Origin of the sequence: Sphingobium sp. UBA5915 (assembly GCF_002431195.1) — a bacterium.
Lineage (GTDB): Bacteria > Pseudomonadota > Alphaproteobacteria > Sphingomonadales > Sphingomonadaceae > Sphingobium > Sphingobium soli.
Genome location: NZ_DJDV01000022.1, coordinates 1 through 12,403, shown reverse-complemented (window position 1 = coordinate 12,403; position 12,403 = coordinate 1). Strand labels below are relative to the sequence as shown.

General features: G+C 61.8%; 10 protein-coding genes. 4 read left to right on the top strand and 6 right to left on the bottom strand.

Features of this window, described 5'->3' with window-relative positions; translation table 11 throughout:
• Positions 1-22 precede the first annotated feature (22 nt).
• From B2V90_RS03075 to B2V90_RS03055, 5 genes are all read right to left on the bottom strand, one after another.
• On the bottom strand, positions 23-1,597 hold the full coding sequence (locus B2V90_RS03075) for a glycoside hydrolase 43 family protein (RefSeq protein ID WP_228221888.1): 1,575 nt from the start codon (positions 1,595-1,597) through the stop codon (positions 23-25).
• Positions 1,594-3,249, bottom strand: coding sequence for a glycoside hydrolase family 43 protein (locus tag B2V90_RS03070; RefSeq protein ID WP_228221887.1), 1,656 nt, complete (start codon positions 3,247-3,249; stop codon positions 1,594-1,596). Before B2V90_RS03070 ends, B2V90_RS03075 begins: the two co-directional genes overlap by 4 nt.
• Before the next feature lie 115 nt (positions 3,250-3,364).
• On the bottom strand, positions 3,365-4,372 hold the full coding sequence (locus B2V90_RS03065; protein ID WP_228221886.1) for an SMP-30/gluconolactonase/LRE family protein: 1,008 nt from the start codon (positions 4,370-4,372) through the stop codon (positions 3,365-3,367).
• Positions 4,369-5,469: a Gfo/Idh/MocA family protein gene (locus tag B2V90_RS03060; protein ID WP_228221885.1), complete on the bottom strand. Its 1,101-nt coding sequence runs from the start codon at positions 5,467-5,469 to the stop codon at positions 4,369-4,371. Before B2V90_RS03060 ends, B2V90_RS03065 begins: the two co-directional genes overlap by 4 nt.
• A gap of 61 nt (positions 5,470-5,530) precedes the next feature.
• Positions 5,531-5,830, bottom strand: coding sequence for a helix-turn-helix domain-containing protein (locus tag B2V90_RS03055; RefSeq protein ID WP_266103110.1), 300 nt, complete (start codon positions 5,828-5,830; stop codon positions 5,531-5,533).
• Positions 5,831-6,114: 284 nt separating this feature from the next.
• On the opposite strand from B2V90_RS03055, the gene B2V90_RS03050 reads away from it, so the two are divergent.
• Both B2V90_RS03050 and B2V90_RS03045 read left to right on the top strand, forming a co-directional pair.
• Entirely contained in the window at positions 6,115-7,461 is a 1,347-nt protein-coding gene (locus tag B2V90_RS03050; RefSeq protein ID WP_228221884.1) for a GntP family permease, read from the top strand.
• A gap of 43 nt (positions 7,462-7,504) precedes the next feature.
• Entirely contained in the window at positions 7,505-8,182 is a 678-nt protein-coding gene (locus tag B2V90_RS03045) for a FadR/GntR family transcriptional regulator (protein ID WP_009823590.1), read from the top strand.
• A gap of 12 nt (positions 8,183-8,194) precedes the next feature.
• Here B2V90_RS03045 and B2V90_RS03040 read toward each other — a convergent pair whose 3' ends face one another.
• Entirely contained in the window at positions 8,195-8,674 is a 480-nt protein-coding gene (locus B2V90_RS03040) for a gluconokinase (RefSeq protein WP_228221986.1), read from the bottom strand.
• Between the two features lie 223 nt (positions 8,675-8,897).
• Between B2V90_RS03040 and B2V90_RS03035 the strand changes: the two genes are divergently transcribed.
• Complete coding sequence (locus B2V90_RS03035) at positions 8,898-11,927, top strand: glycosyl hydrolase family 28-related protein (RefSeq protein WP_228221985.1); 3,030 nt, start codon at positions 8,898-8,900, stop codon at positions 11,925-11,927.
• 195 nt (positions 11,928-12,122) lie between these two features.
• The coding region (locus B2V90_RS03030; RefSeq protein ID WP_293919645.1) for a hypothetical protein at positions 12,123-12,403 on the top strand (281 nt) is incomplete at its 3' end.

The window sequence follows — 12,403 nt, the reverse complement described above, 5'->3', positions numbered from 1 at the left end:
TGGTATGGGACGGGGCGAGAAGTCATGGATGGACAGTTTCGACAAGGGGCGAGACGGTGACGCTGTCGATGTCCATATAGCCCCCATCCGGGCCGGAATTATAGCAGGACAAAGCGATCTGCTGGCCCTGAAATGTGCCCGTGCGCCAATCGAAGGCGAGCGGGAAGGGGGTGCCCACATCACGCCATTGCCGGTTATCGATGCTGTAGGCGAAGCGGCCCAGATCCGTCTCGAAATCGAGGTCGACGCGCAGCCACATGGTGGGCGCATCGATCGCGAGCGAGGGCACGCGCACCTCGGTCTGCGGCCCGTCCTGCGTGCTGTCCGTGACCTGCATCCGCACGCTGCGATGCCCGACGGCGGCTGCCGCCACCGACAATTGCGCGCTATATTTGCCGAAACTGCCAAAACCGCAAAGATCGCCCGGCTGGAGGCCTTGCACATCAACCTTTGCAATCGCGCGCATGCGCGGTCCCTGCGCCTTTTGCGTCAGCGTATTGCGCGCTGTCCAGATGCCGTCGGCCCGCGTCGCGTGAAGCCGCAGAAAGCCGGGCCGCTGCGTCAACGACCATTTGCTGTCATCTGGATTATGATTCCATTGCCATTGCGATCCCAATACCGGGTTCGAAAAATCATCGGACGAGGGCGGCTCGGCAAAACCGTGCCCCCTGATCGGCTTGGGCGATCGGTCGGGAACGAAATCGGGTCGGTCGGGCGCCCCCCACCAGGGCCAGCCATCCTTCCAGAAAATCGGGCTGATATTGGTCATCCGGCCGATCGCGCCAGCATCGACCATGACGAAACCATACCAGCTGCCGTCCGGCATATCGACGATAGCGCCTTGATGGCCGCCGCTCTTGTCGTCGATGGACGGTTTCGTCTCCCATGGACCCCATAGGCTGCGCGCGCGCGACACGGTCATCGCCAGCTTGCCCGGGATGGCGTTGAACAGATAATAATAGCCATCGCGACGGATGATCTTCGATCCTTCCGCGCCCTTGTTGTAATAGGCTTTCCGTGCGGCGGTGACGGCGGTCAGATCCTTGTTCAATGTCAGGAGCGTGACGGTGCCGTCGCTGCCGATTGAGGTGCCGAGATAGGCGGTGCCGTCATCGTCGATGAACAAAGCAGGATCGAAAGCCTCGCGATCCAGTTCACTGTAAGTCCAGGGACCTGCGATCGTCCTTGCGCGATAGATGCGCGTCTTGTGACCGACGGGCGTCACGGCGACGTAAAAGAGTCCGTTATGGTATCGCAAGCTGGCGGCATAAAAGCCACGGCGGTACGCATCGCCCTGGGTCAGATCATAGCGCGGGTCGCCATCAAGCCGATCGACGACATGGCCTGCGATCCGCCAATTCACCAAATCCTTCGAATGAAGAATGGTCACGCCGGGTGCATTGGCGAAGGTGGTGGATACGAAATAGAAATCCTCGCCAACGCGGATGATGTCGGGATCGGGATAGTCAGCGTAGAGTACCGGATTGCGATAGGTGCCGTCGCCCTGGTCCGATCGCCAGACCTGCGCAGCCAGCGGGACAACGAATCCGGCCGAAAGCAGCAGCGCGCCGAGGCGAAACCATGTTCGGCTGCTCATGACGCGGGCGTATAGTGATAAGGCCCGACCACCGTGCCGACAAAGCCGCCGGCCTTTTGGGTGCTGAGCAGCGTCGCGTCGATATTGTCGGCCAGCGTCTGGACATGGCCACCGACGCTGTAGTCGAATCCCATCGTTCCGCCGGTAATGCGGATGGTGAGGGTGATCGGACCCTTGGTGGCGACAGGGGCGGACTTTACCAACATATCGGCGTCCGCCGCATCGCGCGTATAAAGCGCCACCACCGGACGCCCTGCAATCTGGGTCAGGCCGAAAAAGACGTGGCTGCGGTCGCTTTGCACCGCCGCCAGGCCGGCGCGGTCGCCATCCTTTTCCGGAACATAGCGCAGCGTTGTGGAGAAGGTGGCATTTGCATGTTGTTGCCGTCGCCCGATGAACGCCGGCACGCCATCGAGATTTCCGAGCGGCGCGCCGCTATCAAGTTCCAGCATGCCATTGGTCAGGCGATAGAATGGCTGTTTGGGCGTGCGAATGCCGATCCACTGCATCGGCAGCGCGGGGCCGCCGAATGTTTCGGTATAGGTGATATCGCCGCTGGTCGGCAGCGCCGGCGCGGGTTGCCGTGGAAGGTCGGGGGCTTTGAGCGTCCGTGGAATGGCCTGCCCCTTTGGGAGAATGACCGGCCAACCGTCCTTCCACGTCACCGGCAATAGGAATGTTTCCCGCCCGATATTGTAAAAATCATCCGCATAGGGCCGGACCGCCAGGAAGGTGGCCCACCAGTCGCCCTTTTGCGTTTGCACCAATGTGGCATGCCCGGCCGACCCGATGGGGTCGGGCCGCGCGGGATCCAGATCGCGTTGCGTCAGGATGGGGTTGCCCTCATATGGCACATAAGGCCCGCGCAGCGACTTGGCGCGCAAGACGACCTGCGAATGATTGACGCTGGTGCCGCCTTCCGCTGCGGTCAGATAATAATAGCCATCCTTGCGGAAAATATGCGGGCCTTCGATCCAAACCGGCTTCTTGCTGATATTGACACCACCGTTGATCAACTGGGTGCTCTCGCCCACCATTTTGCCCGCGCGCCAGTCATATTCCTGAATCCAGATTGCGCGATGCCCGTCATAGCGAGGTGGTTCGTCGGGCGCGCGATTATTGACGATATAGGCCTTATCCCCCTCCCAATAAATGGATGGGTCAATGCCTTCGAAGGGGAGCCAGACAGGATCTGACCATGGCCCGGCAGGATCGTCAGCGGTGATGACGAAGTTGCCGCCGCATTCAACGCAGGTGTTGACGATGTAGAAACGGCCGTCATGCCAGCTGATGTCAGGCGCGAAGACGGCCTGCGAAATGCGCCGGCCGGTAAAATCGAGCTGACCGGGGCGGGCGATCGCGTTGGCGATCTGGGTCCAGTGCACAAGGTCTTTCGACCTGAAAACCGGAAGGCCGGGAAAATGCGCGAAAGAACTGTTGACGAGATAATAGTCATCGCCAACGCGGGTTACCGAGGGATCAGGATAATAGCCGGCCAGGATGGGGTTGCGAAATTCCCCGGCCTGCGGTGCAACGCGTTCATCCGCCTGACCATTGTAGTGAAACATATCGAACCGGGCAGGGGCGGCATTGAGTGCGCTCGAAACCCCCAGCAGCAGCGCTCCGAACATGGCTTTCCTGCGATGGCGCATTGACATTCTCTCCCCTGCTTGCCGTGCCCCCGTATGGAAAGCCGTCGAATTACAAAACTGATAGCGCTATCAGTTCCAGCTGTCGAGCCTTGGGCGTGAATGCAGTCGAACCCGTTCAGCTTGTGCGCAAAGGCACCATCGCCAGCATGTCGGAGGAGGTGAGGAATAGCGTCCGGCCCATTTCCCCGATGCAGCAATTGGCGATTGCCTTGCCCGTGCGGATGATGCCAAGCCGCTGGCCATCAGGCGCGCAAACATGCACGCCGCCCGGGCCGGAGGCAAAGACATGGCCGTGGGGCCCAACGTCCATGCCGTCGGGCAGTCCCGGATCGCCGGTGGCAAGCTCGGCATGCATATCCAGGAACAGGCGAGACATGCCTGTCTGTCCTTTTGCGTCGAGCGGATAGGCCAGCAGCACAGGGCGCTTTTCATCGGACAATGCGAGATAAAGGGTGGTTCCGTCAGGCGAAAGGCCGACGCCATTGGGGCGCCGATGGCTGCGATCGAGCAAAGTGACGCTGCCGTCCGGATCAAGTCGATAAAGTCCGCAGAAATCCAGTTCGCGCAACGGCGAATCATCCGCCTGCGCCAATCCATAGGACGGATCCGTGAAATAAATCGCCCCGGACGGCGCGACACACAGGTCGTTGGGGCTGTTGAACCGCTTCCCCTCATAACGATCCGCCAAAATCCTGCGCTGCCGGGTGCGCAGGTCAATCTGAACGATCGCGCGCGTACCGCTGTCCGCGCCCACCAGCATGCCGCTAGCCGTGATCGCAATGCCGTTGAGACCCGGTTCCCTTATTCCTTCCGGTACGGATGTCTGCAAACCTGACGGGGATAGAAAGGGCGTCACGCCCTGCGCCCTGGTCCAACGATATAGTATGTTGGAGGGGGGATCGTTGAACAGCAGATAGTTGCCCTGAGAAACCCAGGCCGGGCCTTCAGCCCAGCGATAGCCCCGTGCAATGATGTCGACCCGCGCGTCCGGCGCAAGGATGCGATCCAGTGCGGGATCCAACCGATCGATTCCGGGCGTTGGGGCATCGTCCGCCGCGCGTGCCAGCGTTTGCGCCAGTGGCAGCATCGCGAGAGCCGTGACGAATGTCCGACGGCCTATCATGCAGTCATGGCGATGGTGCGCCCCTCTGCGGCCGAGCGATAGATGGCTTCGATGACGCGCAGGTCGGCCAGGCCTTCCTCACCCGGCACGATCGGGGTCGTTCCGTTCATGATGCATTCCGCAAGATGATCAAGCTGGCCAGCGAACTGATTTTTAGACGGTGCTGGCAGCACGCGCGGGCTGACCACGCCGTCCTTCCTGATACGCATGGCATGGCCTTCATAAGGGGTCGCGGGTTCCATATCGATCCAGCCCTGGGTGCCAACAACGCGATAGGCATTATGCGCCGAACTGTAGCTGGACACGCAGGTCGCCTCGATCCCCGAAGGGAAGCGCAGCAGAAAACTGATCCTGTCTTCCACGGTGCGAAAACGCGGATCGGATCGATCAGTCGCCTCGATCGCGCTGACCGAAACCGGCTCTTCGCCGCTCAGATATCGCGTCGCGTTGAGACTATATATGCCGATGTCCATGAGCGATCCGCCACCCGACAAGGGCCGATCGAGCCGCCACTGATTAGGTTTTATCGGAAACCCATGTTCGGACGTGATGATGCGCGTCGGCCCCACATGATCGCGCCGCGCCAGATCAATAGCCAAACGGTTATAGGGCTCGAACCGTGACCGATATCCGATCATCAACAGCTTGCTCGCCTTGCGGCTGGCGCCGATCATCGCCTGACATTCGGCGACCGATATGGCCATGGGCTTTTCGCACATGACATGCTTTCCGGCCTGCGCCGCACGGATGCTATATTCGGCGTGCATACTGTTGGGCAGCACAACATAGACCACGTCGATGTCTGGATTGTTCCGGATGCGATCATAGTCGGCGTAGCTGTAACGGTGCGTCGCAGGGATATTATATTGCTCGCCATAGCGTTGCAATTTTTCGGGCGTGCCGCTGACCAGCGCCACAAGTCGGGCATGGTCGCAGCCGGCAAAATTGGGCATGATCTGCCGTGTCGCATAAGAACCAAGCCCGACAATGGCATAGCCGATCGGTCGCTGCGCTGCGCGGACGCGCGTGGCGCCAAGGCCGGAGAGCGCGAGCCCTGCGCCGACAGTTTTCAGTATCGACCGTCGCGATCCGTCCATAACCCATCCTCCCCTGGCGTCGCGCGTGCCCCTTTTGAGCAGCGAATAGTGGCCTTCGCGTTCAGTCCGAGACGCGGTCAGCGGGCCGTTCTGATGCGTGGGGCAGCCAGGCGAGCGAGCTGGCGATAATCGCTACCTGGGTGCGGTTACGCACGTTGAGCTTGCGCATGAGGGCGGTCATATGCACCTTTACCGTCGCTTCGGCCATGCCCAATTCATAGGCGATCTGCTTGTTGAGCAGGCCGGAATAGACGCAGCGCATGACCTTCATCTGGGTTGGGGTGAGCCGTGGCGGAGCCAGGGCCGCGGGCGGGCCCTTGTCCTGAACGCGATAGCCGTGCGGATTCGAGGCGACGTGCATCTTCCCTCTCCCTGTTCCGATCCGGAAATTTTCAATGAGCTTCTGAATAGGACTCGTTAGCGGTATCTTATGAGGACTAGTCATACAGGTTCAAGCATAAATATTGCATATTCCCATATTTTGTCTGGATATCGGCTTGAAATGGACTAAACCTGTCCAACAGATTCAGAGGCAAGTTCCAGATTTGCAGCGAGTCTCAGGATAGCGACAACATGGGGGGAGAGGATGACGATAGCGTTGCGTCGGTTTGATCGCGGCTTTCACGACCTGAGGGAGTGCCGCCCATGACCCCCGCCGATTATCGCCTGATCGCTGCCGCCATCGTCGGCATTGCGCTGTCCATCATCCTGATCATACGCGGGCGGTTGCATCCCTTCGTGGGGTTGCTCTGCGGCGCATTTACCGTGGGCCTTCTGGCAGGACTTCCGATGGAGGAAACGGCCAAGGCGGTCGAAAAGGGCGCGGGCGCCATCCTTGGCGGCACCGGACTGGTGGTCGCGCTTGGCCTGGGGCTGGGAGCAATGTTGCAATTGTCCGACGGGGCGGGCGGCCTTGCCCGTGCGGCGTTACGGCTGTCGGGCGCGCGCGGGGCACCCTGGGCGAGCCTTCTCACGGCCATCGTCATCGGCCTGCCGCTGTTTTTCGAGACGGGCCTGGTGTTGTTGCTGCCGATCGTCGCGTCGGCTGCGGCGGCACTGCCAGCAGGACAGAATGGCGATACGGCTAAGCTGCGCCTGATGCTCCCCGCCCTGTCGGGCCTGTCCGTTGTCCACGCACTGATGCCTCCGCATCCGGGTCCATTGCTGGCCGTCAATGCCCTGGGCGCCAATCTTGGCCTGACGCTTCTGTACGGCCTAATGGTTGGCATTCCGACCGCGATCATCGCGGGACCATTATTGGCGCGCTTCACCGCGCCGGGGGTGAAACTTAGCCCCCCGCTGTTGGACCCGGTCCGCGCCGATGTACCCACGCCATCGGTGGGACGGGCGCTGACGGCCGTGCTGCTGCCCGTGGTCCTGATCGCCGCAGGCCAGGCGGTCGCGCTGATGCCAGCGTCCGTTGCGGTTCATTTTGCCTGGCTTGCCTGGGTCAGCGACCCGGTGGTCGCGTTGCTGGTGGCCACGCTCGTCGCTTTGCCCTTGCTGTTTGGCCGGCGCATCACCGAAAGCCGTATCCAGGGCGCGATCTGGACCGAGGCCATGACGCCGGCCGGCGGCATCATCCTGGCGATCGGTGCGGGCGGTGCGCTCAAGCAGGTGCTGGTTACCGCCGGCCTGTCCGACCTTCTCGTGAGATTGGCCGACGGCGGCGCGATTTCGCCGCTGGTGCTGGCCTGGGGCGTATCGGTCTGCATCCGCCTTGCGACCGGATCGGCGACGGTGGCAACGATCACCACGGCGGGCGTGATGCAGGGGCTGGTCGCCGCGTCGGGCGTGGATCCCGAATGGATGGTGCTGGCGATTGGCGCAGGATCGCTGTTCTTCAGCCATGTCAACGATCCCGGATTCTGGCTGGTGAAAAGCTATCTCGGCACCGACATGGCAGGGACGTTCAAGACCTGGTCCATCATGGAAACGGTGGTGGCGGTGGTCGGCCTGCTGCTGGTAATGCTGGCGAGCAGCATATTTTAGGGAGCGAAGCCGCCATGGCCATCGCAGCGAGACGAGCGACGTCATGAGCCAGATCCGGTTATCCGATCAGGCCTATGCCGGCATCGTCGAGATCATCAAGTCGGAAAATCTGGAGGTTGGCGCGCGGCTGCCATCGGAGGCGAAGCTCGCGGAAACCTTTGGGGTGTCGCGCGCGATCGTGCGCGAAGCGCTGGTGCGGCTGGCGTCAGACGGCATCACGGAGGCGCGGCGAGGCGCCGGGTCCTTCGTCAAGAGCCGGCCTTCCGAGCGGCTGGCGGCCTTCATGCCGATGAGTGAATTGTCCACGACGCTGGGCAGTTATGAAGTGCGTTTTGTGCTGGAGGCGGAGGCCGCCCGGCTGGCGGCAACACGCCGAACCGCGCAGGAAATGGCGCATGTGGAGGAAGGCATGGCGTTGCTGCGCGAGGCTTTGCTGTCCAGTGAGCCGGCTCATGCCGAAGACATGGACCTGCACCGGCGGATCGCGGCGGCGACCGGTAATCTCGCCTTCATTCAGGCGTTCGACGCGCTGTGGCCCGATGTGGAAAAGATCATGCGCGCGGGCGTCGACATTTCGCGGTCTCGCCCCCCGGAAGTCGTCGAAACAATGCTGCGCGAACATGAGGTGATCGTCGCCGCCATCCGGGCGCAAGACCCCGAGGGTGCGGCGCTGGCGATGCGCTGGCATTTATGGGAGGGGCGCCGGAGGCTAATGCCCTGACGCCGCGACGACTCAGCGCAGCCAGCGCAGCGCAGCATCGCGCAGGGCGCACGGGTCGGCATCCGTCGTCAGGATCATGGCGCCCTCGTCCTCGTCGGGGCGCTCCAGCGTAGCCAGCTGACTGTCGAGCAGGCTAGTCGGCATATAATGGTCCGCCCTGACCGCCAGTCGCGCAAGCAGGCGTTCGCGGCTATTTTCCAGCAGGATGAACCGCACGGGCGCTGCAATGGCGGCGCGCAGCCGAGCCCTGTAAGCCGCGCGCAACGCGGAACAGGCTATTACCGTTCGGCCCCGATCGGTAATAGCGGCATTGGCGGCCACACCAATGCGATCCAGCCAGGGCCAGCGATCATCGTCGGTCAGCGCTTGGCCCGCCCGCATCTTGGCTACCGCTTCGGGCGCGTGAAAATCATCCCCTTCCAGAAAGGGGGCGTCGAGAGCCGTTCCCAGCAGCGATCCGAGCGTGGATTTACCACAACCGCTGACCCCCATGACGATGACGGCAAAATGCGGGGTGGTGTCAGAGGCGGATAGGGGCGGCAAAGCAGGTCCTCGCAATCGGTGCGACAACCCCTGCACAGGCATCGCCATGGTCGACCATGCTATAGGATCTGGGGCCAACCCCTGAAAACTACGACCTTTGTCGCAAGTGCCCCAGCCGCCATGCTCCTTTAGCCCTTATCCCTGGATGCAACGATATTTGGGAGAGGCGATGATGATCCGACGCAACATCATGGCGGCGCTGCTGACCGCAACCGCGATGGCAGGCGTGAACGCGACACATGCCGCCGAACCTTCGGTTTTTCCCACCGCGCCCCAGGAGCCAACCGCCGTCACCGTCGCGGGCAAGGGCGACGGTCGGGCGGATGACAGCGACGCGATCCAGCAAGCGCTCGACAGCGCGCGTGACAAGACCGGCCACGGCATGGTCTTCCTGCCTTCGGGCACCTATCGGATCACCCGCACGCTCATCGTGCCGCCAGGCGTGCGCATCTATGGCGTGGGGCCGACGCGGCCCGTCATCCTGCTGGGGACCAGAACTCCCGGTTTCCAACAGGGTGTGTCGACGATGATCGTGTTTGGCGGCGGCGATCAATATCGCGTCGGCGACGTGCCCGTGCCGGTGCCCACCATCGTTCCGCGCGACAAGGTCGTGCGCGATGCCAATTCCGGCACTTTCTATTCGGCGATGAGCAATGTCGATATAGAGATTGGCGCGGGTAATCCTGCGGCTGCCGGGGTGCGCTTCCACATGGCGCAGCACGCCTTCCTCAGCCATATGGAATTTCGCCTGGGCGATGGATTTGCCGGCGTCTATCAGGCCGGCAACATCATTGAGAATGTCCATTTCCAGGGCGGCCGCTATGGCATCGTCACGGAAAAGACCTCTCCCGCCTGGCAATTTACCCTGATCGATTCGACCTTCAACGGCCAGCGCGACGCTGCGATCCGCGAGCATGAAGTTGATCTCACCATGGTCAATGTCGCCATCCGCAACACGCCGGTGGGGATCGAGGTCGACCGGGGCTATGGTGATAGCCTGTGGGGCAAGGATGTCCGGTTCGAAAATGTCAGCCAAGCAGGCGTGGTCATCTCAAATGAAAACAATGTTTTCACCCAGATCGGTTTTGAAAATGCGCTGGCCAAGAACAGCCCGGTCTTCGCGCGCTTCCGCCAGAGCGGGCGCACGGTCGATGGCAAGGGCGATGCCTATAAGGTCGCATCCTTTTCCTATGGCTTGATGGTGCCGGATCTGGGTCATGTCGGCGAATATCGCACCGATGCCGAGATCGAGGCGTTGCCCGCCCTGCCGGCGCGGCGCGCGCCTGCCATTCGCGACCTGCCGCCGATGCAGGACTGGGTCAATGTCCGCACGTTGGGGATCGTAGGCGACGGCAAGGCGGACGATACCGCCGCTATACAAAAGGCGATCAATGCCCATCCGATCCTTTATTTTCCGACCGGCTTCTACAAGGTCACGGACAGGCTGACGCTGCGGCCGGACAGTATTTTGATTGGCCTGCACCCTGCCATCACGCAACTCTATATTCCCGACGAAAATCCGCGTCATGCCGGGCTGGGGTCAGTGCTGCCGATTCTGGAGAGCCGCAAGGGCGGGGACAATATCCTGTCGGGACTGGGGTTGTTCACGGGCCGCGTCAATCCGCGTGCGTCGGCCCTTTTGTGGCGGTCGGGCGAAAAAAGCCTGGTAGAGGACGTCAAGATCATGGGCGGGGGCGGCACGCCCACCGCCGATGGCAAGATGCTGGGATCATTGACGGTGCATACCGGCGACCCCGTGACAGACCATCGGCTGGATGCGCAATATCCCAGCATCTGGGTAACGGATGGGGGCGGGGGAACATTTGCAGACGTCTGGAGCCCCAACAGCTTTGCCCAGGCCGGCTTCTACATCAGCGATACCAGCACGCCCGGTCATGTCTATGAAATGTCGGTCGAACATCATGCCCGCAATGAGTTCGTGCTCGACAATGTGCAGAACTGGGAATTTCTGGCGCCCCAGACTGAGCAGGAAGTGGGCGATGGGCCGGATGCCGTTTCGCTCGACATCCGCAATTCGAAAAATCTGCTGTTCGCCAATTATCACGGCTATCGCGTCACCCGCACCTATGCGCCCGAAAAGAGCGCGGTGAAGCTGTATAACTCCAGCGACATTCGTTTCCGCAATGTCCATGTGAATGCCGAAAGCGGCTATGCGACCTGCGACGATGAAGGGTGCGGAACGTTCCTGCGTGCGAGCAAATATCCGTTCGACAACGCGATCGAGGATGTGTCCCGTAAATTGTTCGTGCGGGAGCGGGAGTTCGCCAAGCTCGACATCGGCGCGGCCGGCCGGACGATTCCGACACCTACTGCGAGCATGGTGCCGGTCGAGAAGCTGGAAGATGGCTTCTGGTCCATTTCCGGGGCCTCGGTGGACACGAAGGGAGCGCTTTATTTCATCGACCGGCGGTTCCAGCGCATCCACCGCTGGAGCGAGGCGAAGGGACTGGAGATCGTCCGTGACCAGGCGCTCGATCCGGTCAATCTGGCGGTGGACGCATCGGACCACCTGCTCGTGCTCTCTTCGCTCGGTCCTAAGGCCGGAGTCTATTCGATAGATCCCGAAGGGCCGCTCGACCAGCTGACGCTCATCCAGCCGACCCCGGTTCGGGCTGCCGCCCGGAAGCGCACGCTGCTGCCAGTCAACTGGTGGAATAATGGCGAATTTCGCGATCAGCTCGATCACAAAAGCTACGAGTTCACGACTTTGGCCGAAATGTTCGCGCGCGACGTCGGCACGCCCAAGGCACAGGAATATGTGTCCCCCGACGGCAGCCTGGCGCTGCCGGCTTTTCGCGTGTGGCAGCAAGGGCCGATCGATCACACCGGTTGGCGCTGGTCCGACGGGCTCAATGCGAACGGCTTTGTCAGTGGGAAAATGGGTGAGCGGATATCCGTGACGAACGCATCCGAAAATGTCACCTATAGCGGGGCCATCGGAAAGGGTGGGGCGCTTGTGGACCTCAAGCCCTTCGCCAATCGCGGCGGGGAAAGCGTTGCGGTGGACGGACAGGGGCGCGTCTTTGTCGCCAATGGACAGATTTTTGTCTACGGTCCCGACGGCGCGGAGATGGGTCGGATCGATGTGCCCGATCGTCCACTTCAGATCCTGTTCGGCGGCCCGGACAAGCGAACGCTTTTCATCCTGACGCATCACGCGCTGTACGCGGCAAAGCCATGAAATCAGGCGCTTTCGGGGCGTCTACGACCTATGTCGTAAGTGCCCTGGAACCGCAGCTGCGATAGGAACACCGATAATCGCCGCACAAGGCGAGGCCGACCCTGGGAGGGCGGCTGACAGAGGGAAGGATCAAGGAAGGTGAGGAAGTCCATCAGTCGCCATCGCATGGGCGCAAGTCTGGTAGCGGTAACGTTCATGGCTTTGTCGAGCCTGGCGCACGCACAGGCCGTCGCCGACGTCGCTCCCCAGGACGAAGCTGAAACCACGTCCGAGCAGAGAGCGGCGGATATCGTAGTCACCGGATCGCGTATCACGACGAGCGGCTTCACCGCGCCCACGCCCACAACCGTGATCGGCGAGGAGCAGATCGCCAATAACGCGCAGCCCAATGTGTTCAACACGATCGCACAGTTGCCGTCGCTTCAGGGATCAACGGGCGCCGCCACCGGTACGTTCAGCACGTCGAGCGGCCAGCA

Excerpts from the sequence above, each read along its gene's own strand:
- B2V90_RS03075 (WP_228221888.1), bottom strand. The coding sequence starts at position 1,597 with ATGAGCAGCCGAACATGGTTTCGCCTCGGCGCGCTGCTGCTTTCGGCC.
- B2V90_RS03070 (WP_228221887.1), bottom strand. The coding sequence starts at position 3,249 with ATGCGCCATCGCAGGAAAGCCATGTTCGGAGCGCTGCTGCTGGGGGTT.
- B2V90_RS03065 (WP_228221886.1), bottom strand. The coding sequence starts at position 4,372 with ATGATAGGCCGTCGGACATTCGTCACGGCTCTCGCGATGCTGCCACTG.
- B2V90_RS03060 (WP_228221885.1), bottom strand. The coding sequence starts at position 5,469 with ATGGACGGATCGCGACGGTCGATACTGAAAACTGTCGGCGCAGGGCTC.
- B2V90_RS03055 (WP_266103110.1), bottom strand. The coding sequence starts at position 5,830 with ATGCACGTCGCCTCGAATCCGCACGGCTATCGCGTTCAGGACAAGGGC.
- B2V90_RS03050 (WP_228221884.1), top strand. The coding sequence starts at position 6,115 with ATGACCCCCGCCGATTATCGCCTGATCGCTGCCGCCATCGTCGGCATT.
- B2V90_RS03045 (WP_009823590.1), top strand. The coding sequence starts at position 7,505 with ATGAGCCAGATCCGGTTATCCGATCAGGCCTATGCCGGCATCGTCGAG.
- B2V90_RS03040 (WP_228221986.1), bottom strand. The coding sequence starts at position 8,674 with ATGGGGGTCAGCGGTTGTGGTAAATCCACGCTCGGATCGCTGCTGGGA.
- B2V90_RS03035 (WP_228221985.1), top strand. The coding sequence starts at position 8,898 with ATGATCCGACGCAACATCATGGCGGCGCTGCTGACCGCAACCGCGATG.